At 43.7% G+C, this 19379-nt stretch carries 18 protein-coding genes; 1 reads left to right on the plus strand and 17 read right to left on the minus strand.

The genetic code is table 11. From position 1 onward, the window contains the following. The first annotated feature begins 163 nt into the window (after positions 1-163). The gene (locus R7040_RS21280; protein ID WP_318096991.1) at positions 164-1042 is read left to right on the plus strand and encodes an NAD(P)-dependent oxidoreductase; all 879 of its coding nucleotides are present in this window, start codon (positions 164-166) and stop codon (positions 1040-1042) included. A gap of 195 nt (positions 1043-1237) precedes the next feature. Here the strand turns inward: R7040_RS21280 and R7040_RS21285 are convergent, their stop codons facing one another. From R7040_RS21285 to malK, 17 genes are all read right to left on the minus strand, one after another. Beyond that, complete coding sequence (locus R7040_RS21285) at positions 1238-2677, minus strand: catalase (protein ID WP_033906756.1); 1440 nt, start codon at positions 2675-2677, stop codon at positions 1238-1240. 281 nt (positions 2678-2958) lie between these two features. Further along, positions 2959-3576 carry a glutathione S-transferase family protein gene (locus R7040_RS21290; protein ID WP_005375238.1) on the minus strand — a complete coding sequence of 206 codons (618 nt, stop codon included), beginning with the start codon at positions 3574-3576 and terminating at the stop codon, positions 2959-2961. A 14-nt stretch (positions 3577-3590) separates the two neighbouring features. Next, positions 3591-4625, minus strand: coding sequence for an NADP-dependent oxidoreductase (locus R7040_RS21295; protein WP_064376750.1), 1035 nt, complete (start codon positions 4623-4625; stop codon positions 3591-3593). Between the two features lie 151 nt (positions 4626-4776). Continuing rightward, the gene (locus R7040_RS21300; RefSeq protein ID WP_005385858.1) at positions 4777-5376 is read right to left on the minus strand and encodes a TetR/AcrR family transcriptional regulator; all 600 of its coding nucleotides are present in this window, start codon (positions 5374-5376) and stop codon (positions 4777-4779) included. A gap of 50 nt (positions 5377-5426) precedes the next feature. Beyond that, on the minus strand, positions 5427-5747 hold the full coding sequence (gene yqfB, locus R7040_RS21305; protein WP_064376751.1) for a N(4)-acetylcytidine aminohydrolase: 321 nt from the start codon (positions 5745-5747) through the stop codon (positions 5427-5429). 67 nt (positions 5748-5814) lie between these two features. Beyond that, on the minus strand, positions 5815-6210 hold the full coding sequence (locus R7040_RS21310; protein ID WP_053350073.1) for a VanZ family protein: 396 nt from the start codon (positions 6208-6210) through the stop codon (positions 5815-5817). A gap of 2 nt (positions 6211-6212) precedes the next feature. Then, on the minus strand, positions 6213-7520 hold the full coding sequence (locus tag R7040_RS21315) for an oligosaccharide flippase family protein (RefSeq protein WP_021707644.1): 1308 nt from the start codon (positions 7518-7520) through the stop codon (positions 6213-6215). A gap of 8 nt (positions 7521-7528) precedes the next feature. Next, complete coding sequence (locus tag R7040_RS21320; protein ID WP_005385852.1) at positions 7529-8560, minus strand: glycosyltransferase family 4 protein; 1032 nt, start codon at positions 8558-8560, stop codon at positions 7529-7531. After that, on the minus strand, positions 8557-9390 hold the full coding sequence (locus tag R7040_RS21325) for a putative capsular polysaccharide synthesis family protein (protein ID WP_005385851.1): 834 nt from the start codon (positions 9388-9390) through the stop codon (positions 8557-8559). Before R7040_RS21325 ends, R7040_RS21320 begins: the two co-directional genes overlap by 4 nt. Positions 9391-9405: 15 nt before the next feature. After that, the gene (locus R7040_RS21330; RefSeq protein WP_064354895.1) at positions 9406-10653 is read right to left on the minus strand and encodes an O-antigen ligase family protein; all 1248 of its coding nucleotides are present in this window, start codon (positions 10651-10653) and stop codon (positions 9406-9408) included. Further along, positions 10619-11671, minus strand: a complete 1053-nt coding sequence (locus R7040_RS21335; protein WP_170960377.1) for a glycosyltransferase — start codon at positions 11669-11671, stop codon at positions 10619-10621. The genes R7040_RS21330 and R7040_RS21335 overlap by 35 nt, the downstream gene beginning before the upstream one ends. Before the next feature lie 2 nt (positions 11672-11673). Then, entirely contained in the window at positions 11674-12483 is an 810-nt protein-coding gene (locus R7040_RS21340) for a putative capsular polysaccharide synthesis family protein (RefSeq protein ID WP_005385848.1), read from the minus strand. After that, complete coding sequence (locus R7040_RS21345) at positions 12461-14641, minus strand: GumC family protein (protein ID WP_170960376.1); 2181 nt, start codon at positions 14639-14641, stop codon at positions 12461-12463. Before R7040_RS21345 ends, R7040_RS21340 begins: the two co-directional genes overlap by 23 nt. A 15-nt stretch (positions 14642-14656) precedes the next feature. Then, positions 14657-15190 (minus strand): polysaccharide biosynthesis/export family protein, encoded by a 534-nt coding sequence (locus tag R7040_RS21350; protein ID WP_005375265.1) that lies wholly within the window; start codon positions 15188-15190, stop codon positions 14657-14659. Positions 15191-15202: 12 nt separating this feature from the next. After that, positions 15203-16408 (minus strand): outer membrane beta-barrel protein, encoded by a 1206-nt coding sequence (locus tag R7040_RS21355; protein WP_136976514.1) that lies wholly within the window; start codon positions 16406-16408, stop codon positions 15203-15205. 10 nt (positions 16409-16418) lie between these two features. Continuing rightward, positions 16419-17819 carry an undecaprenyl-phosphate glucose phosphotransferase gene (locus R7040_RS21360; RefSeq protein ID WP_318081526.1) on the minus strand — a complete coding sequence of 467 codons (1401 nt, stop codon included), beginning with the start codon at positions 17817-17819 and terminating at the stop codon, positions 16419-16421. Positions 17820-18239: 420 nt separating this feature from the next. Next, positions 18240-19358 carry a maltose/maltodextrin ABC transporter ATP-binding protein MalK gene (gene malK, locus R7040_RS21365; RefSeq protein WP_005375271.1) on the minus strand — a complete coding sequence of 373 codons (1119 nt, stop codon included), beginning with the start codon at positions 19356-19358 and terminating at the stop codon, positions 18240-18242. Positions 19359-19379 lie beyond the last annotated feature (21 nt).

A 19379-nucleotide genomic window follows, 5' to 3' on the forward strand; every position in this document is an offset into this window, starting at 1 on the left:
ACTGTTACGCTAATCGTCAAGTAAAGGGGTGTAGAAGGCGCAATAAACGAACTGAAACACTGGATCATCGAGACCGTGGAAAGAGAAATCACGAGTAATGATTTCAATTCTTTAGTAGCATGTTACGAAACATTTCAGTCAGGTGAACTAAGGGAAGCGTGCAATGGAAAAACAACGAGTAGCATTTATTGGTCTGGGTGTGATGGGATACCCAATGGCTGGTTACCTAAGTAAAGCGGGCTTTGAAACCAAAGTATACAACCGCACAAAAGCGAAAGCCTACAAATGGGCTGAAGAATACCAAGGCGTAGCTTGTGAAACACCACGTGAAGCGGCGGAAGGCTGTGACATCGTTTTTACCTGTGTGGGTAATGATGATGACGTTCGTAGCGTTGTTTACGGTGAAGAGGGCATTCTGGTCGGCTTGAAAGCGGACGCAGTGCTAGTCGATCACACGACCACTTCTGCAGACCTAGCGGTTGAGCTGGCTGACGCGTGTGTTAAGTACGGTAATCACTTTATTGATGCGCCAGTTTCTGGTGGTCAAGCGGGCGCAGAAAATGGTGTTCTAACCATCATGTGTGGTGGTGAACAAAGCATTTTTGACCGTGTTTCTCCGGCGATGGATGTGTACGCGAAGCAGATGACGCTACTGGGTGAAAACGGTCAGGGTCAACGCTGTAAGATGGTAAACCAAATCTGTATTGGAGGCGTTTTACAAGGTCTGAGTGAAGCTTTGTTGCTAGCACAAAAATCAGGCTTGGACATTGCTCAAGTTGTAGAAACACTTAAGCATGGCGCTGCAGGTTCTTGGCAGATGGAAAACCGCGCAAATACGATGGCTGAAGACAAGTTCGATTTTGGCTTCGCTATTGATTGGATGCGCAAAGACTTAGGTTTCTGTCTGCAAGAAGCTGAGCGAGTGGGTCTAGAACTTCCACTGACTAAGAAAGTGGATGAGCAATACGCAGACCTTCAACGTGATGGTTTAGGTCGCATGGATACATCAGTACTGATCAAAGCGGTAGCTAAAAATCAGTAGTTGATGAATCAGTAATAGATAAACAGTTCTTTGGTATCAAAGAGCTTAAAGAAATCTAAGTTAATCATAATGAATCACCTTGAGCATGTTTTGTGACTTGTGATTAAGGATTAGTGATTTGAAATCAGGAGGTACTGTAGAGTACCTCCTTTTTTTCGTCTTTAAATCACACAGTGTAATGATTGCAGCGTTCGCTTACTTGTTTAAGCCTAGTGCAATTTCAAGACCTTTGCCGTACGCTTCGTCCGCTTGGTATGCGTGTTGAACGTGGCGCTGTTGGATGAACTCTGGTACACCGTCCATTGCGCGAGCTGTGTTATCGAGCAGAGTTTGACGTTGCTCTTCGCTCATCAGACGGAATAGGTCACCCGCTTGGCTGAAGTAGTCTTCGTCTACACGATGATCGTAGTGATCAGCGTTGCCGTTGATGCGTAGAGGTGGCTCAGAGTAATCTGGTTGCTCTGCCCATTCTTGTTTGTAGTTTGGTTCGTAACCTAGTGTTGAACCAAAGTTGCCATCAACGCGCATTGCGCCATCGCGGTGGTAGCTGTGAACAGGGCAACGAGGTGCGTTCACTGGGATTTGATGATGGTTCACACCTAGACGGTAACGCTGAGCATCGCCGTAAGCAAACAGACGACCTTGTAGCATTTTATCTGGAGAGAAGCCGATACCAGGTACAACTGCTGCTGGGTTAAACGCTGATTGCTCAACTTCTGCGTAGAAGTTTTCTGGGTTACGGTTCAGTTCGAACTCACCAACTGGGATCAGTGGGTAGTCTTTTTGAGACCATACACGTGTTAGGTCGAATGGGTTGAAGTTGACTTCATCCGCTTCTAGCTCAGGCATGATCTGTACGTACATCTTCCATTTAGGGAAGTCTTGACGCTCAATCGCTTCGTAGAGGTCACGGTGATGGCTTTCGCGGTCTTTACCTACGATTGCTTCTGCTTCTTGGTCAGTTAGGTTTTTGATGCCTTGCTGAGTTTTGAAGTGGAATTTCACCCAGTAACGCTCGTTTTCTGCGTTGATGAAGCTGAATGTGTGGCTACCAAAACCATGCATATGACGGTAAGAAGCGGGGATACCACGGTCACTCATTACGATAGTCACTTGGTGGAATGCTTCTGGTAGTGATGTCCAGAAATCCCAGTTGTTGGTAGAGCTACGCATGTTAGTGCGAGGGTCGCGTTTTACTGCGTGGTTTAGGTCTGGGAATTTTAGTGGGTCACGTAGGAAGAATACTGGTGTGTTGTTACCAACCAAGTCCCAGTTACCTTCTTCAGTATAGAATTTTAGTGCGAAACCACGGATGTCACGTTCTGCGTCTGCTGCACCGCGCTCACCAGCTACGGTAGTGAAGCGAGCGAATAGTTCTGTTTTTTTGCCGATGTCAGAGAAGATCTTAGCGCGAGTGTATTTTGTGATGTCGTGCGTTACTGTGAACGTACCGTAAGCACCAGAACCTTTTGCGTGCATACGACGCTCTGGGATCACTTCGCGGTCAAAGTGTGCCAATTTTTCAAGGAACCAAACGTCTTGTAATAGTTGAGGGCCACGAGGACCTGCAGTCATAACGTTTTGGTTATGTGCGACAGGGCAACCTGCTGCTGTAGTCAATTTCTTGTTTGTCATTTTTCTTCCCCCTCCAGGGTTCAATACCTTAGAAACTGTATAGGAGGTTATTACGGAAAAGCTGGGGGAGAAAACTGATATTGCTTATCAATTCAATAGATGGTGACTATGGTCGAAACTATATTAGAATCAGAAATTTACTACATTAGCTTGATTGACATAACAATCGACGTTCTCGAAAGCGATTGACTGGGGGGAGCGCTATCCAGTTAGCGTGTCTACGATGTTAGTAATATCGCCCCTTAAATGAAGTTTTACGCGTCATCAAAGGGGCGAAGTAATTAAGAGTACTTCACTTCAAGTTGTTCAGCTTTTGCAAATGCTGGGTGTGTCGCGAGCTGTTTCCCATAACGTTCAATATTAGGGAAGTGATTAACTAAACCAAACTTTTGAACCAATTCGACAATGAAAGACATCATGATGTCTGCGCCAGTCAGACGCTCTTCTACTAGGTAAGTTTTGCCTTCTAAAGATTGCTCGAAGTAGCCTAGTACATTCATTGCTTCCTTGTCGGCATAGCCTGATAAAAACTGAGTTTCATTTGGCTCTTTGCTTACGAAGATTTTTAGCAGCATAGGTAAAATTGCAGAGCTTTCTGCAAAGTGCATCCATTGCAAATATTCTGTGTGTGCTTTTGTACCGCGCTCAGGAGCAAAGGCTCCGTCACTGTATTTCTCAATCAAATATTCGGTCATTGCACCTGACTCAATGATAATCTCGCCGTTATCTTCAAGAACAGGTGACTTTCCTAATGGGTGAACACTTTTTAGTTCTGGCGGTGCCATGAAGGTCACGGAATCACGGACATAGGGTACAATCTCGTAATTTACATCTAGCTCTTCAAGTAACCAAATGATGCGCTTTGAACGAGACTGATTGAGGTGGTGAAGTTTAATCATTTACATATCCCTTTTTATAATGGGTCGTTAATCTGTACTACAAGCTTGCCGAAATTCTTACCTTCCAACAGACCGATGAATGCTTCTGGCGCATTATCCAGTCCTTGTACTAGATGTTCGCGGTATTGGATCTTTCCTTCTGCCAACCATTGATTAATATCTTGCGCAAATTCACCGTAACGATGTCCGTAATCATCAAAAATGATGAAGCCTTGCACCTTGATTCGTTTGGTCAGGAGCTTACCCATTAGTAATGGAAGATGGTCGGTACCTTCAGGCAGCTCTGTCGTGTTGTACTGAGAAATCAAACCACAAAGTGGGATACGCGCATTTGTATTCAGAAGTGGCATTACAGCCTCGAATACTTTGCCACCTACGTTTTCGAAGTAAACATCAATACCTTTGTCACAGGCATTTTTCAGTTGTTCTGCAAAGTCTTCAGCTTTGTGATCAATACACTCATCGAAGCCAAGCACCTCTTTAGCGTAACGGCATTTTTCTTCTCCGCCTGCTATACCAACAACTCGGCAACCTTTGATTTTACCAATTTGACCAACTGTTGCGCCTACAGGCCCCGTAGCAGCTGCTACCACGATGGTTTCCCCTGGTTTTGGCTGACCAATGTCGAGTAAACCCATGTACGCGGTAAATCCTGGCATACCTGCAACGCCTAGCGCGTAAGAAGGATTTTGCGGTTCTTTACCAAGTTTAATGACCATCTCACCAGTTGAGATAGCGTAGTCTTGCCAGCCAACAGTGTAGGCAAGAACCCATTCACCTGCTTCGTAATCTGGGTGGTTTGATGTTTCTACCTGACAAACTGTACCACCGACCATTACGTCATCAATTGCAACAGGGTCAGCGTATGATTCGGCATCACTCATGCGACCACGCATGTATGGATCTAGAGATAAATAAACCGTTCTCAATAGCATTTCACCCTCTCTCGGAGTCGGTTTCGTTACCTCTTCTAAACGAAAGTTTTCTTGTGTCGGTGCACCATGGGGACGTGACGCGAGTACGATTCTGCGATTTGTTGCGTTAGTCATATCTATCTCACTTGTTGATTAGACCGGTCGTCTAGTATTTATTTCAAAATATCCCGCTTATTTAAAGCGGGAAGGTTTACTGTGTTAACACTGACGCTTTTTCTGACAGTGAAACGTGTGTAGGGTGTTCATTCTGCTTCCACGCCGCCTGTTATGGACAAGTGCGCGTATTCTGCAGTAAGTGTTGAGTATAGGTCAGACTTTGCGTCAATGCTGCCTGATCTTGATAAAGTTTGTTCAGCAAGCTAGCGCCATTCCAAAGGTAGTATATCTGCCTTGCTAATAACGCACTGTCACCATTGGGGATTGAGCCATCTTGAATGCCGATGTCTATGCAATCCGCTATCGCTTGAATGGTTTTGTCTGCTCCTTGGCGTAATGCCAAGCGCATTGACTCAGAGAGATCGGAGACTTCTGCACTTAACTTGACCAATAAACATTTGTTCGCATTACACACGTCGTCTTCTACTTTGACCATTTCTTCGAAATAGCTCATTAGGCGTTGGTAGCCACTCAGTTCAGTATTGGTAAAGCGTGCGTTTAAACGCTCAAAATACTTAGTAAAGTAGTCTTGAATCATCGCTTCACCAAATTGTTCTTTGGACTTGAAGTAATGATAAAACGAGCCTTTTGGCACTGCGGCCTTTTTTAACAGCTCTGAAAGACCAACACTCGTGAACCCTCGGTTTACGATCAACTCGTATCCGACGTCGAGAATATGTTGGCGTGTGTCATTCGTCTTTGCGTTCATGGAGTGTACTATAGAATGAATTAGACCAGTCGTCTAGTGTTTGTTGTGGGTTATTTAATCAGCTCATACTCAATAACAAAGAGCGTGTCGGTATTTGGGTAGATTTCTCGAATTAACTGCTTGAGTTTTGGTAGTTCGATGGCTTCTTGTTCTGCATGAAACTCATTAATATCTTCAAAGTGAAGTGGTTCTACAGAACGTATCTTGATATCGCAGACTTTACTATCCGTTTCTAAGGTAAAAACTTCGACTTCTGTATTGGGAACGTAATGGCTTTCTGATTCATCTCGAATCGTTATCGTCTTTTTGCCTGACGTGATCAACGGGGTTAAGAATTCAAAAAAAGTAATCTTGGTTGGATGAGATGGCATGATGTACTCGTTAGTCTGGATGTTTGGCGCAATTATATACCCAAATCCCCCAGAGATTCCTGTATTACTAGAACGATCGAGTGCGGATGAAGCGAATTAACTTGGCACTAAAGTAACCTGAGATAACGCCTATCCAGTTGGTGCTGAGATCATCAAAACTAAATGATCGATTTGGAATAAAAAGTTGGCTTATTTCTTCCATTGAAACGATAGCCAACAGCAGTAGCAAAAGACGAATCCCAAAAACGTCGGTTTTATTCGAGCTCACCAGAGAAGGGAACGTGAAAACCGATAAAAAGCCGATCAATAAACTGAAAGTAAAGTGAAGCGTACTCGATCCGCCTAAGTAGGTTTCCATTTGCAGGTAAGCAGTATGGTGTAGGTCAGAGCTTTTCCACAAAGAGAGTGAAGCGGTTAGCATCAGGACTAAAACAAAACTCGTGCGTGCCAGTATTAAAGCCATAATTAACCTATTGGAAAGAAGCCTAAGTAACGTTTTACAAAGTACAGTGCAGCTAAATTCTGGATAGCCATGCCAATTGCCATTGCCCACGCTGCACCAATCACCCCAAACATTTGGCAAAGCGTAACAAGTAGGCAGATGGACACCGTACCGGAGGAAATTGTAATGTATTTCATGGTTCTCTCATGACCACTCATTAATAATAAAAAACCTACTGAACCAGTCGCAACATTGACTAACTGCCCCAGAGAAAGGACGACTAATAGTGGCGCCGCGGCGAGAAACTCCTCACCAAAAAACTGCATTACAAACTCGGGGAAGAGGGTGCAAATAATTACGGGTACAATCGCTAAACCAACATTAGCTCGGCACGCCAAGCGGCTCAGGTTCTGCAGTTTGCGCATTTGACGCTCTTTGTAGAGAGAGGCAAACATCGGGGCGACCACAAAGTTAATGGTAATCAGCACGAAGCCAATCAGTAGTGATGTACGTTGGGCTGCGGCTAACAAACCGAGTTCCGCTGTTGAGATAAAAAAGCCCGTAATAACAAGGCTTCCCCATTGAAGAACATTCGTGAAGATACTGCCAACCCAGACTTGCTTGGCAGAAGAGACCATTTTTTTGTTTGGTACGAAAGCCGATGTTTGATATTGATCTGAGCCAAGCCAATTGGCACTAGATATGACCGCGACGCCTATGCTCGCTAAAAGCAGAGCGGTCATTAGATTGTTGATATTTTGCTGACCGATATAGTCTAGGGCAAAGACAAAAATGACCATCAACATGCTTACCCCAAGCTGCAACGCAAACAGAGATGATACGACTTTTCTACATGCTTGAAGCACCCGACTGTTGGTTTGCGCAAGCACCAAGAAAGGTATACAAAGCAAGCATAAAGTAATCGCATACATTGGTGATTGAGTCTGGTTTAGCTGTTCTGGAAACAGATTAAACCCTGCCAACAAAACGCCTATGGCGAGCAAGCAAAATGCCATACTTCGATAAAGTGCGGTTTTATAGTTTTGGCTTTGTTCAAGCTTCTCTTTGTTATTAAAAGCGATCGCATTGTAACGAACTAACGAGACATCAAAACCTAGCTGAGAAACAATAGCGAGTAGCGAGACTAGGTTGAATAAAAAGAAAAATTGACCGGCCGTCGAAGCGTCACTGGTCTTCGATACAATCAGAGTCAGTAAAAAAGCAAATAGCGCACTCAACACACGCGTGATTGCGGTTTTTAATCCAGTAGATAACAAGCTTTTTTTACCGCTGGGCATCAACAGTAATTTTTGTTGAACAGTGTGAAACATAGGGGCATTTAACCGTAAATATTATTGAGTGCGAGGCGCTGTTTTTCTTCACTGAAGGCATCGTTTAATTCTGCTGTATATTGGCGAAAATCGATCTCTTCATAATGATTGACACAATGCGCGATCTGCTTGGCCATTTCTTCAGGTGTGAGCGCTAAAAACGGGTAGTTGAGATCTTTGGTTGCGCCGATGGTCCGAATAACCATAGGAAGATGTAACTTGGATGCTTCTAGAATGGTTAACGGCATCCCTTCCCATGCTGCAGTATGTAGATAAAGGTCTGAACCCTTGAGCTTTTCAACTACCTCATCGCGAGGCAGCATGCCCGTTACATCCACATTTTCAGTGCGTAATTTCTGTTCGAGTACGTGGTCCCCGCCACCTATCCATGTGATCTCTATCGGGCGGTTAAGCGCATACCGATTAAGGAACTGCAATGTGCTGATAAGAAACTGAGGATCTTTTTGGGGCGCGACACGACCAAGTACAACGAGCTTCAGCGCTTCTTGCTTGTTTCGCTCTATACGATCTTCACTTTGATAAGACACGTAGTTGTTGAGCAGTTCGGCACGTTTCGCACCAATGCTAATGGCTAGGTCACACTCTCGTTGGCTACAGCCTGCAACCACATCAATTTTGCTCAGTTTTACTTTCTCTAGTGCTTTATAGATCTGGCGTGCAAGCTCTGAGATATCTTCACGTTCGAAGGCATAACAGTGCGGTGTGTAAACCAAGCGTGCCTTGCCAAGCTTTAGAAATCGGCCGAGAAATCCCGCTTTACTCGAGTGCAAATGCACGACGTCGGGGCCAAGTGATGCAATCATGTGGTTTGCATCGCGAATAAATTGAAGCAAGCCGCCTTCTACCCACTTTGTCTGTACGAAAATGTGGTGGTTGTTCTCATTGGTCAAGTCGTTTTCTCGGGCTCTGGCTAGCAAGAAATGCTGATAAGGCTCGTCTCTGGATGAGTGAACATAACTATAGAGGGCGGTTTGAACGCCACCTCCAAATGCTTCTGTAACATGGAGCACTTTCTTCATGATGATTTTGTCCCTGGTGTTTGCATCCATTTGTGTTTAAAAGCATCACGCTCTTGCTCTGAATAAACGTGGCGATACAAGGGAAGATCGTACATATAGAACAGTTTTGAGAAGTCGTAGTGATTCTTAAAGTGTTGGTGGATATTGGAGTACCACTTGTTTTTCGCTTCGTTGCTGTTTTTCAGCACGAAGTCTTGCAACTCAAGAAACTCACCGATTTCTTTATCAAGAGAACTGAGCTGTTCGCATTTGATTAGCATGACGTTGGCCTGATCGTTCTGGAATGTGAAGAAAGGGTGAGTGTTGTCCAGCTCTTGGCGCATCACATCGATATTGAAATTACGCTTTAACTCGTTGTCGAACCAGTCCGCAAAATAGTTGAGATTGATATAGTTATCAAAGCAATGCTCGAGGTGCTGATACGTGACTTCCATATCTCGGTGAATTGCATCGTTCTTTTTGCCTTCGATAAATTGCAAATGGAGATCTTGAAAGAAGCGAGAAAAGACAGTTGCGATTGGATCGCGGACCAGCGTAACGATTTTAATCTGCTCGCGTTTTTGTAAGATACGTTTTCGCTGCTTGAGCACTAAGCGATAGAGTGCGCGGTTTCGGAAGTCGAAGAATTTACTCACGTCTTTTTTATTGTGATACATGTGAAATTCTTCGTGATCATCAAAGGTGTGGATGTGATAGCTCGGGATATTTTTCTCCCCTAGCGTGTGCTCAATTGATGAGGAGCCAACTTTACCCATTTGGTAAACTAAAACAAAATTATCAGCTTGGAGTTCTCGGTTCTTTTCAAATTGTCGAGAGATTGAATACTTCATCTATCCTATCCTTGATTATTCATATTCGTGGTGATGGTTTACCGGAAAAGTATGAGCTATGGCCCTTGAGTCGTTGCTCATGCTGATCATGACGGGTAACAAGAGTATTAAAATTATGGTGGTGTTTACCGCAACGAAAAACACCATGATGAGGGCGTATATCGCAAGTAATAAGCTTTTTCTGTTTTCATTAAGACTACGGAAGCAAAAGCGAATAAAAAGAAAATAACCACCAAACAGCAGACCAATACCAAGCAATCCGTATTCAATTGCGGTATCTAACACAAAGTTGTGGGTGTAGATCGCCAGCTCATCATAGTTAAAGTAACTGATCATAAAGTTGGGTAACATTTTCGCGCCGACACCTAACACTGGGTGTTGAAGTAAAATATCTAGCCCATTGGCAAGTAAAAGTTTTCTATGAAGATTCGATACCCAGCGGGCTTCACTTTGGTTGGCAAATAAGACGTCTTCTTGGGTTATTTCCAATGTGTCTGCTAGAGTTTCAAACCCAACGTAGAGTGTGGTTGTGACGGCAGTAAACACAATGAAGCTCAAGGCTAATAAAATCGCCCACGTGTACGTTTCGCTGAGCGATTTTCTCATTAAGTTTTTTACGAGCAGTTGGTCAAAGAAGAAAAGCAGACAAAAACCAAGTAGCGCTTTTCTTTCTTGTGACAACACCAGTAATACTAAAGCTACGAGCATCAAAAGGTGGAAAGCGCGAATTTTATCTCGATAAAGGTACAGTAGTGAGCACAGTACACCGAACCCATATTTACTTACCCCGAGTAACTTAAACCCGCTTTGATAGCCCTGAGCAAAGTGCCATAAGGCAACGAGCGTACAGATGAAAAACAACAAATACGTGAAATAAACCATTATCCGTTCGTCATCAAACACGCCATAGGCGTACATTAGGCTCAGTAGGCACAAAATCGCTAACCATTGCACAGTTTCTATAACTAGCGGCATTAAAGGGACGCGATTTAGCAGACCATTTATGAACACATACCCAGTGAACAATATGAGGAACCCCATACAGGGATGCATGAGTTTTTCAGCTTTTCCTTCCAATACCACTAATGCAGTAAAACCAATGGACAAAAGGCTTGCGATGTCAGATGGGGCTAGCGCTATTCCTCCAGCACGAAACTTCATAGGAATAAAGAACAATGCTAATAGGCATGCTGCAAGCAATGAGGCGCGATGGCTCGATGGCACGGAACTATTTGTTGGCGCAAAGCTGCTGGTAGATTCCATAGTAACCTTCACGAAATTTATCGATGGTGTAGAGAGAGGCCCTATTGACTGAGTATTGACTTGCAGCGTCATACCGCTCAACACTTTCACACAGCTGGAGAACTTTTTGGCTCAGTTCAGTGGCGTTACCAACTTGAAATAAATATTCGGCACGTCCGGTGACGTCATCCAAACCAGGTACGTCCGATGATAATACGGGTAAGCCTGCTGCCATGGCCTCAACCGCCGCCAAGCCAAAGCCTTCGACGTGCGACGATTGCACGTAAATATCCATGTCGTTCAAAAAGGCTGGAACGTCAGAAACTACGCCATGAAAGTGAACACGTTGCGCGACGTTGATTTTTGTTGCCAATGCTTGCAGTGACGATTTTTTTTCTCCATCTCCCGCAAGGTGGAGTTCGTATCGTCTTGGTAAATGGATAAGTGCTTGGATAAGCGTTTCATGATCTTTATGTTGGTGAAGTCGGCCCACCATTCCAATCTTGATAACTGGTTTGTCGATTAGGTGGCTGGCGAATCTTGGCGTCATAGAAAACCTTTTTAAATCAACGCCATTGTGCACCACGTGATATTTATGTTGGTAGCGAGGCATGAACTTCACCAGTTCATCTTGTACTTTTTCACTAATACTGACCGTCAAGTCGTGGCCCCAATATAAGACGTATTCCATGAACTTAAACAGCGGATAGTCACGTCGACGGTTATAAGAACAGTGCTCAGTCTGGATTCGTTTTTTACCTACCGCCAATAGCGCTAGGTAAATGGAAGGGTAGAGGTGCCCGTGAACGACATCCGGCCAACGCAGCAAAGAGAATCTCTCACTCAATGACAATGTGCGCCAGTTAAAACACTCTATCCCTTGGGCGGATAGCATTGGTAAGTAATCATTTTCATCACACAAGACCAAAATTTTGATTTCGTATTCAGGCTTATGTTCTAAAACAAGGTCGACTAAGAACTTCTGAGCACCGCCGTTCTGAGAAAGATCATTAATAATATGTAGAATCTTGGTTTTCATAATTAATTGGTCAGATATTGCTGTTTAAGGTCGGTGATTTCTGCATTTGAGAAAAAGTGCTTCGTCAATTTAGAATTCAGCATTTCTTCAACGTACTCGGGTGTAGGTTGAAATTGCGTTTTGAATTCTTTCATTAGTGGCGAGTACCATTTGTTGTCTGATTGATTTTCATAAACAACATCCACGGGGTAACCTAAAAAGTCTTCAACTGCGGAGTTAGCCTTCGTTAGCTTGTCACTTCGAATGACCAACAGTGAGAAGTTATTGTTATGGTATGTTTGATAGCCTACTTCGTGATTAAAAGACTCGTTAAACACATCAATCCCTGTTAGTTGTTTGATCTCGTTGTCAAACCACTGCAGCGCATATTGATGATTCATGTGCTTATCAAATGCTTCTTGGAGTAATTGCGGTCGTTCGGTACGTATTGCGCTGTCATCCTTTAGATATTTGTCCGCCATCCAAAAAGGAAGTGCTTGAAAGAACATTGAGACATTTCGTCCGATCGGTTCACGCACCAGCGAGATAATTCGAACTTTTTTTTTGCGCTTTAACATATGGCTCATCGTTATACGCTTTAGTCGTCGCTTTAACGCATTGATCTGAGGCTTATGCAATTGCGCTCGAACGGGGGATATTTGTTTTTGCGCATCGACGGTCATAAGGTCGTGCAAGTGAATCGAGTCAGGAATGGAATGCTCTAATGCACTCGAACCTACTTTGCCCATTTGATAGATCAATACCGGCTGTTCTTGGCTTTTCAACGTTTGGTACCAAGATAGGTTTACGTTAGTAGGCGTATTTCTGGACATAAAGCGTCTCTCCTTCCTTGGCCTTGGCTTGTGTGATTAAGACGCCAAGAGATGGAACTGAGTGTTGTATTTGTTTAGACAACGCAAGGTTAACCAGTGATGATTTTGTCGATTCTGAGCGAATGACGGTAATCAGACCATTGGCATACTGACCAAGAATAAGTGCGTCACTCACTGACAGTAGGGGCGGTGTATCGATAATGATCCGGTCATACTTATTTTGAAAATGTTCGAGCAACTTTTTAAAGCGATCAGAAGCCAATAATTCCTGTGGGTTTGGCGGAATTAGGCCGGCCGATAATACATCTAAGTTGGCTTCTTTTATATGTGTAACACAATCTTTGATTGGCGTATCCATCGTCAGGATATGCGTTAAGCCAGGGCTTGATTCAGCAATACCGAATCGCTTTGCTATGGAAGGTCGACGTAAATCGCAGTCGATGATCAATACCTTTTCCATTTTTGAAAACGACACCGCCATATTGATACTGGTTGATGTTTTTCCTTCTTCTGGAATAGCAGAGGTAAAGGGCAATATCTTTTGCTTCGTGTTGGTTAATCTGAGCAGAAGCGAGGTTCTGACGGAGCGGCAAGCTTCACTAAATAGCTTTTCTTCATCATCTAAATACGCGGTATAACTGACGCCGTTTTTACGCAAATTGCGTTTTTTGACCATAGGAATCACACCTAAACACGTAACACCAAGTTTTTCCTGCACATCGGCTGTGCTTCGGATAACTTCTCGCATCGTTTCTAAGATGATGACTAGAGCGCAAGCAATGGCAAAGCCAAAAAAGGTGGCAATTAGTACCAGTTTGATTCGTTGTGGTGCCACCGGGAATAGAGGAATGATGGCTTTATCAGTAAAGCGAGCAGTGACATTCTTGTAGTCGCTGGTGGCGTTGGTCTCTTTCTCACGATTTAAGAACGCTTCATAGAGTGCCTTATTGGATTCAACCTCGCGTTTTAACTGTTCGTAACGCGCTTTTTGTGACCCTAACGATTGGAAGTCTGACTTTTTGTTATCGAGTTCTGCGCGAAGCATGTCCTCTTGCGCTTTTGCAGCAAGAAGGTCTTGTTGCTTACTGAAGGAAATGTCACGGATGAGTTGCTGGGTTCTAGATTGAATTTCAGCAAGCTGCGCTTTCGCCTGAATCATTCGATCATGTTTAGGTCCGTAGCGCTGTGCCAGTTCAGAGAGATTTTTGGCTGCCTGTGCTTCCGACAATTTTAGATCGCGGATTTGCGCTTGATTAGCGAATTCATCAATTGACAACAAGCTGTCTAAACTTTGCGAAGATTTACGTCGTAACAGTTGGATTAACGTCTGCGCTTCAATACGCTTATTAACAGCGATATTCAGCTTGCGAGTGAGTTCTTCTAGCTCATTTGCGTAAATTTCATCAATACCGTTTATATCGATCAACCCTTCTTTTAACAAGAATTCTTGCAGCGCTTGATCCGAGTTACGTAATCGCTCCTCCAATTTTTGAGAGTTATTTGTCAACCAAGTAGCCGCATTTTGTGTAACGACCAATTTGGCTTCAAAATTTGCGTCAATGTAGGCTTGGCCGACCGCGTTGGCGATTGTCGTCGCAAGCTTAGGATCGGTAGAACGAAAGCGAATTCTGACTAATTGGGTGTTACGTACTGGCTCAATATCGAGTTTACTTCTGAAAGCTTGAAGTGCCTGATAATAGGACTCTGAAAACTGGGCGGTTTCTTTTGGGCTTGGTGCCACATTCAGTAGGTCTTGAACAAAAGGAATCGACTTTATTTGGTCGATTTTTTTATTTAACCCCCCTGAGCTTGTGAATTCAGGTAATTGGGTGAGGTTCAGCTCTCTAATGACCTTATCTGCAATATGATTCGATTTTAAAATGGCGATTTGCGTTTGAAAGTACTCTTTTTTTGTCGTGTCGACGCCATATACTTCCTCGATTGAAAGGGCGCTTTTTTGCTCCTCTTGGATGAGTAGCGTAGCTGTAGCTTGGTATATCGATGCTTTGGAGTAGATATACCAAGTACAAGTTAATGAGAACAGAAGCGTGAATGCTGCGATGCTTAGCCAATTCTTTTTAATCGCTTTGAAGTGATGGCCAAAACGAATCAGTTCTACTTTGTTCATCTGGAGATTATTTGGATGAGTCCCGTTCATTTGATTCCCTGTCACTTAAAAGAAGCTCTGGTCAATAAATACAATGTCACCAGGTTCAACGTTGCGGTGCATACTGACTCCTTCCATCGTTTGACCCGTTTTATGCTTGGTTAGGTTAATGCCTTTGCGTGAGGCTCTGTCGGTCAAGCCACCTGCTAGAGCGATGGCCTTCTCTATGGTTAACCCTGGACGGTACTCAAATCCACCAGGTTTCCTGACTTCGCCATTAACGTAAAATAGACGAAAGTTATTGATGGTGACCATCACTTTTGGATTGATGAGATAATCGCCTTTTAAGCCCGTTTCTATTTCGTACTTGAGTTGTTTTGGTGTTTTTTTGATTGCTTTAATTCGGCCAAGGTAGGGGTAATCAAAGTAGCCATCTGACGTTATTAGAATATTTTTAATCGTAAGATCTTCTTCACCATAGACCTGCACGGAAATGGTATCGCCAGTATCGAGTAAGTAATCTTCCTCGTTTGAGTCAGCGTTGACCAAAGTGCTAAATAGCAACAACGCTACACTCATGAATTTGATGAATGCCTTCATTAATAATCCTTTTTACAGAGAAAACTGTGCGCTTAAAGTCCAAATGTTTTGTTCGAAGCTATAACCCGATCGGCTAGAGTTTTTATCTTGGTATTGCCAATCGGCTTGCAGCTGTATCCAACGTTTGATCTGATAATCGATACCAAAAGATAGAGTGTACCGATCGTCGTTTCTGGAGATTCCCGTGTAATCATCTTGTTGATAAACAGCACCTAAGCGAGTTGCAAGGTAACTATTCCAATCGTGCTTGAGGTTCAGTCGGTAACGAGTTTGTAGGTTGTAATCGCCATCTTGATCGGGGTTAACCGCCGCCTGAGTGGTTTTCACGCTGACTAGAGTTTGTTCTTGAGGCAACCATTCAAAGCCGATATCCCAACTAAAGCCTTTAAATGTCTCTCGTTTAGCGCTGTCAAAATCTTTGATTTGATAACCGAGTCGAGCGATGCCTTTGGTTTTTCCTGTGACTTCCCATTCGGCACCGGTGTAATAGAAACTGGTGTTGTTATCTTTCGATGGCTGCGCAGAATTTCGGTGCTGATACTCGGTTACGATTTGGTTTGTTCCGACTAACCAATAGGTTCTTGGCGTCGCTCTTAAATAGAACTCCAAATGTGCATTGGGAGCTCGAAAATCGTTGTATTTAGTTTTAGCGTTTGGGCGACCAGGCAAGCCGTCACGATAGTTTTGATAGGTTTTATCACTGTAGCCTAAACCGAATTCGAGTCTGCCTTTGGCACCGTTAGAGCCAAAGACATAATTGGTTTTTACATCGTTACGGTTGAACTCTATTGGTGAGTCGATTGCGCTACCATTACCTTCGGTAATATCTTCTCCTCGAACTTCATGCTGGGCGCGAAAACGGTAATCAACCACTAAACGATGACGATGATTAAATTCGAAAAAGTTGGAAAACTGAAAAGTGTGGTCGTCGAAGTCGTTGCGATCGTCAGATGAAAAGCCCGCTTTTAACTTATATAAAATATCTGCGCGATAGCGATTCCGTTCTATACGTGCTAGTAAGCTTGGTTCTATACCCCAAATATTGACCGATTCCACATTGCCGGATTTTTCCGCTTTATTGATGTTGTCATCTCCCTCGTAGAAAGTTTTTACGAGGGGAATCAACTCTATACCAGACTCGGTTTGGTAAGCCATCGGTTCTGCGAGCAAGTCAGTAGAAAACAGACTCAATGCTATTGCCATTGTCAGTTTCTTCATAATCTCAACCTTAGTAAGCGTTAGCACCAGTGAAGCCTTTGAAAACAGTCATAAAGATGATTTTGATGTCCATCCAAACCGACCAATGGTGGATGTAATCCAAATCAAACTCGACTCTCTTTTCCATTTTTTCTAAGGTGTCGGTTTCGCCGCGATAACCATTAATCTGTGCCCAGCCAGTAATGCCTGGTTTTACTTTGTGACGTAGCATGTATCGGTCAACAATCTGGCGATACTCTTCATTGTGCGCCACGGCATGAGGGCGTGGGCCGACAATAGACATGGTCCCTTGCAGTACATTGATAAATTGAGGTAGTTCGTCCAAAGAGGTGCGACGTAGAAATCCGCCAAAAGGCGTAATACGAGGATCGTTCTTTGTCGCCTGTTTCACGTTGGAACCTTGATCCATGGTTGTCATTGAACGGAACTTCCAGACTTCAATCTTGCGTCCATCAAGACCGTACCGATGTTGTTTAAAGATGACAGGGCCTTTAGACGTTGCCTTAATGACAATCGCAATGACGAATAGAATAGGGGCGATTAAGACCAAAATAATGCTCGAAAACAAGATGTCTTCAAACCGTTTTACCCAAGAAGAAATTCCAGCAAAAGGTGTATCAAAGACACTTAGTGTTTGAACTTGGCCGATCTGCGCCCAACGAGAATGTAAAAGGTTATAAGTGAAGAAGTCGGGAATCAGATACGTATTTGCGGTGGTATCTGAGAATTGGTTAAGAAGTGACGCAATGCGCTCTTTTGCGTGCATTGGCATCGCGATATAGACGTAATCTACTTCCCCTTTTTTAGCTCGCTCAAGGGCGTGGTCAACAGCTCCTTTAATAGGATAATCAGAATTTGGCAATCTGTCGGAAGATCGTTCGTCGTAAAAGCCATCAAAAAGCACGCCGTGTTCTGTGTGGTTTTGAATTTCGTTAGCTAGGGTAATGCCGTGAGGAGTTTGGCCGATGATGATCGCAGTGCGAGTGTTGAATCCTTTCTTTCTCAAATAGGCTAATCCGGTACGGAATGTTACTCGCCATGCTAAGAGCAGAGCGGGCGTAATCGCAAACCACAGCACTAAAATTGTGTTATCAAATAAGGTATGGACTTCAGAAAAATACAGCACAATAAAGATAAGTGCAGAAGTCACCGCCCAAGCAACACAGACAATAAACATCTGCTCTTTAAACGAACTGGTTCGCCAAGAGCGATACAGATTGCCGCTTTCTGCCATAAATAGAAAGGAGATGCCTCCAACGAAAGCCAATATGACGTAATCTTTCCCCATCGCAGTATTCATGTCTTTGAACACTAAAAGCAGCATAAAAGAGACGATGACAGCAAGATCTGAGATGCGATATAAAAAAGCGAACTCCATCTCATGAGAGCGGATAAGTCCTTTTTGTTTCATGACTCAGTTTCCCTTCTGACACGCTACCGCCCTTGGGTGTCTTCCCCAATTGCCGTGTCGTGAACGTTATTAGTAGTTAGTGCACAGAGCATTCTGTGGAATGCTGCTGAGTTTTTTGTCACGTGTAATTTCGTTGATAAGTGTAAAAATTTGCGTTGTTGAGGTAAGTGGAAATAAGAATGATATTTAGCCCTTTGGCTAAGTTTGGCGGGTTAGGAAAAAGCTGGTACTTACTTATGAGGGATGAGGAAAAGTATTAAAAATGAAGTATCAGTACAAAGACAATGGTTTATGTGAGGGTAGAAGAAACGGGTGATTTGATTCGTTCACGATTAATGATTTAGTATCGAATTGCTGATATTTATTAAGATAAAAAAATCCCTCTCAAGTGAGAGGGATTTTTGAGTAAGGACGAATGAACTATTCGACTTCTACGCCGTTTTCTTTGTATAGGCGGCGGCATGCGCGACCATCACTGTGGAACAGGTGACAACGATGAGCTGGAATACCGATCTCGATTTTATCGCCAGTGTCGACTGCAAGCGTGTCCGGCTGACGGAAAATAACGTCGGCGTCCGCGCCTTCTAGATTTAGGTATACTTGAGTTTCGTTACCTAGCTTCTCAACAATCATCACTTCACCGTGAATACTTGCATCAGCTTCAGAAGCGGATAATAGGTGCTCAGGGCGAATGCCTAAAGACATTCGGTCGCCGCGGTTAACTGTTGTACCATCCACCGGAATCCAGAAAGATACGCCGTTAGATAGTTGAACTTTGACGCGCTCTGCTTCTACTTCATCAATGAATACGCTCATGAAGTTCATTTTCGGAGAACCGATAAAGCCAGCTACAAAGCGGTTTTGTGGGTAATGGTAAAGCTCAAGCGGCTTACCAACTTGCGATACATAACCGCCGTCTAGTACAACGATTTTATCTGCCATTGTCATCGCTTCTACCTGATCGTGCGTGACGTAGATCATGGTACAACCAAGTTGGCGCTGAAGTTTCGTGATTTGTGCACGCATGTTTACACGCAGTGCCGCATCCAAGTTTGATAGTGGCTCGTCTAGAAGGAATACATTTGGCTGCGATACCAATGTTCGGCCAATCGCCACACGTTGACGCTGTCCACCAGAAAGTGCTTTTGGTTGGCGCTCAAGCAAGTGGCCTAGTTGTAGGATTTCTGCTGCTTGTTCAACACGCTTGTCGATTTCTGCTTTGTCTGCTTTTGCTAGTTTCAAGCCAAATGACATGTTGTCATATAAGTTAAGGTGCGGGTAAAGAGCGTAAGACTGGAATACCATACCAACACCACGTTTGGATGGTTCGACGTCATTCATGCGCTGGTCACCAATATACAAATCACCTGAAGTAATGTCTTCAAGACCGGCAATACAACGTAAAAGGGTAGATTTACCACAACCTGATGGACCTACGAAAACAACAAATTCACCTTCGTTGATTGTTAGGTCTACGTTCTTAGAAATCAGTACGTCGCCATACGCTTTACAAACATTTTTTAACGTGACACTCGCCATGTAGCTCGTCCTCGATCAATT

This window comes from Vibrio sp. 1069 (genome assembly GCF_033340555.1).

Bases quoted from the DNA above. Each gene is read 5' to 3' on its own strand.
- R7040_RS21280 (WP_318096991.1), top strand. From the start codon at position 164: ATGGAAAAACAACGAGTAGCATTTATTGGTCTGGGTGTGATGGGATAC.
- R7040_RS21285 (WP_033906756.1), bottom strand. From the start codon at position 2,677: ATGACAAACAAGAAATTGACTACAGCAGCAGGTTGCCCTGTCGCACAT.
- R7040_RS21290 (WP_005375238.1), bottom strand. From the start codon at position 3,576: ATGATTAAACTTCACCACCTCAATCAGTCTCGTTCAAAGCGCATCATT.
- R7040_RS21295 (WP_064376750.1), bottom strand. From the start codon at position 4,625: ATGACTAACGCAACAAATCGCAGAATCGTACTCGCGTCACGTCCCCAT.
- R7040_RS21300 (WP_005385858.1), bottom strand. From the start codon at position 5,376: ATGAACGCAAAGACGAATGACACACGCCAACATATTCTCGACGTCGGA.
- yqfB (WP_064376751.1), bottom strand. From the start codon at position 5,747: ATGCCATCTCATCCAACCAAGATTACTTTTTTTGAATTCTTAACCCCG.
- R7040_RS21310 (WP_053350073.1), bottom strand. From the start codon at position 6,210: ATGGCTTTAATACTGGCACGCACGAGTTTTGTTTTAGTCCTGATGCTA.
- R7040_RS21315 (WP_021707644.1), bottom strand. From the start codon at position 7,520: ATGTTTCACACTGTTCAACAAAAATTACTGTTGATGCCCAGCGGTAAA.
- R7040_RS21320 (WP_005385852.1), bottom strand. From the start codon at position 8,560: ATGAAGAAAGTGCTCCATGTTACAGAAGCATTTGGAGGTGGCGTTCAA.
- R7040_RS21325 (WP_005385851.1), bottom strand. From the start codon at position 9,390: ATGAAGTATTCAATCTCTCGACAATTTGAAAAGAACCGAGAACTCCAA.
- R7040_RS21330 (WP_064354895.1), bottom strand. From the start codon at position 10,653: ATGGAATCTACCAGCAGCTTTGCGCCAACAAATAGTTCCGTGCCATCG.
- R7040_RS21335 (WP_170960377.1), bottom strand. From the start codon at position 11,671: ATGAAAACCAAGATTCTACATATTATTAATGATCTTTCTCAGAACGGC.
- R7040_RS21340 (WP_005385848.1), bottom strand. From the start codon at position 12,483: ATGTCCAGAAATACGCCTACTAACGTAAACCTATCTTGGTACCAAACG.
- R7040_RS21345 (WP_170960376.1), bottom strand. From the start codon at position 14,641: ATGAACGGGACTCATCCAAATAATCTCCAGATGAACAAAGTAGAACTG.
- R7040_RS21350 (WP_005375265.1), bottom strand. From the start codon at position 15,190: ATGAAGGCATTCATCAAATTCATGAGTGTAGCGTTGTTGCTATTTAGC.
- R7040_RS21355 (WP_136976514.1), bottom strand. From the start codon at position 16,408: ATGAAGAAACTGACAATGGCAATAGCATTGAGTCTGTTTTCTACTGAC.
- R7040_RS21360 (WP_318081526.1), bottom strand. From the start codon at position 17,819: ATGAAACAAAAAGGACTTATCCGCTCTCATGAGATGGAGTTCGCTTTT.
- malK (WP_005375271.1), bottom strand. From the start codon at position 19,358: ATGGCGAGTGTCACGTTAAAAAATGTTTGTAAAGCGTATGGCGACGTA.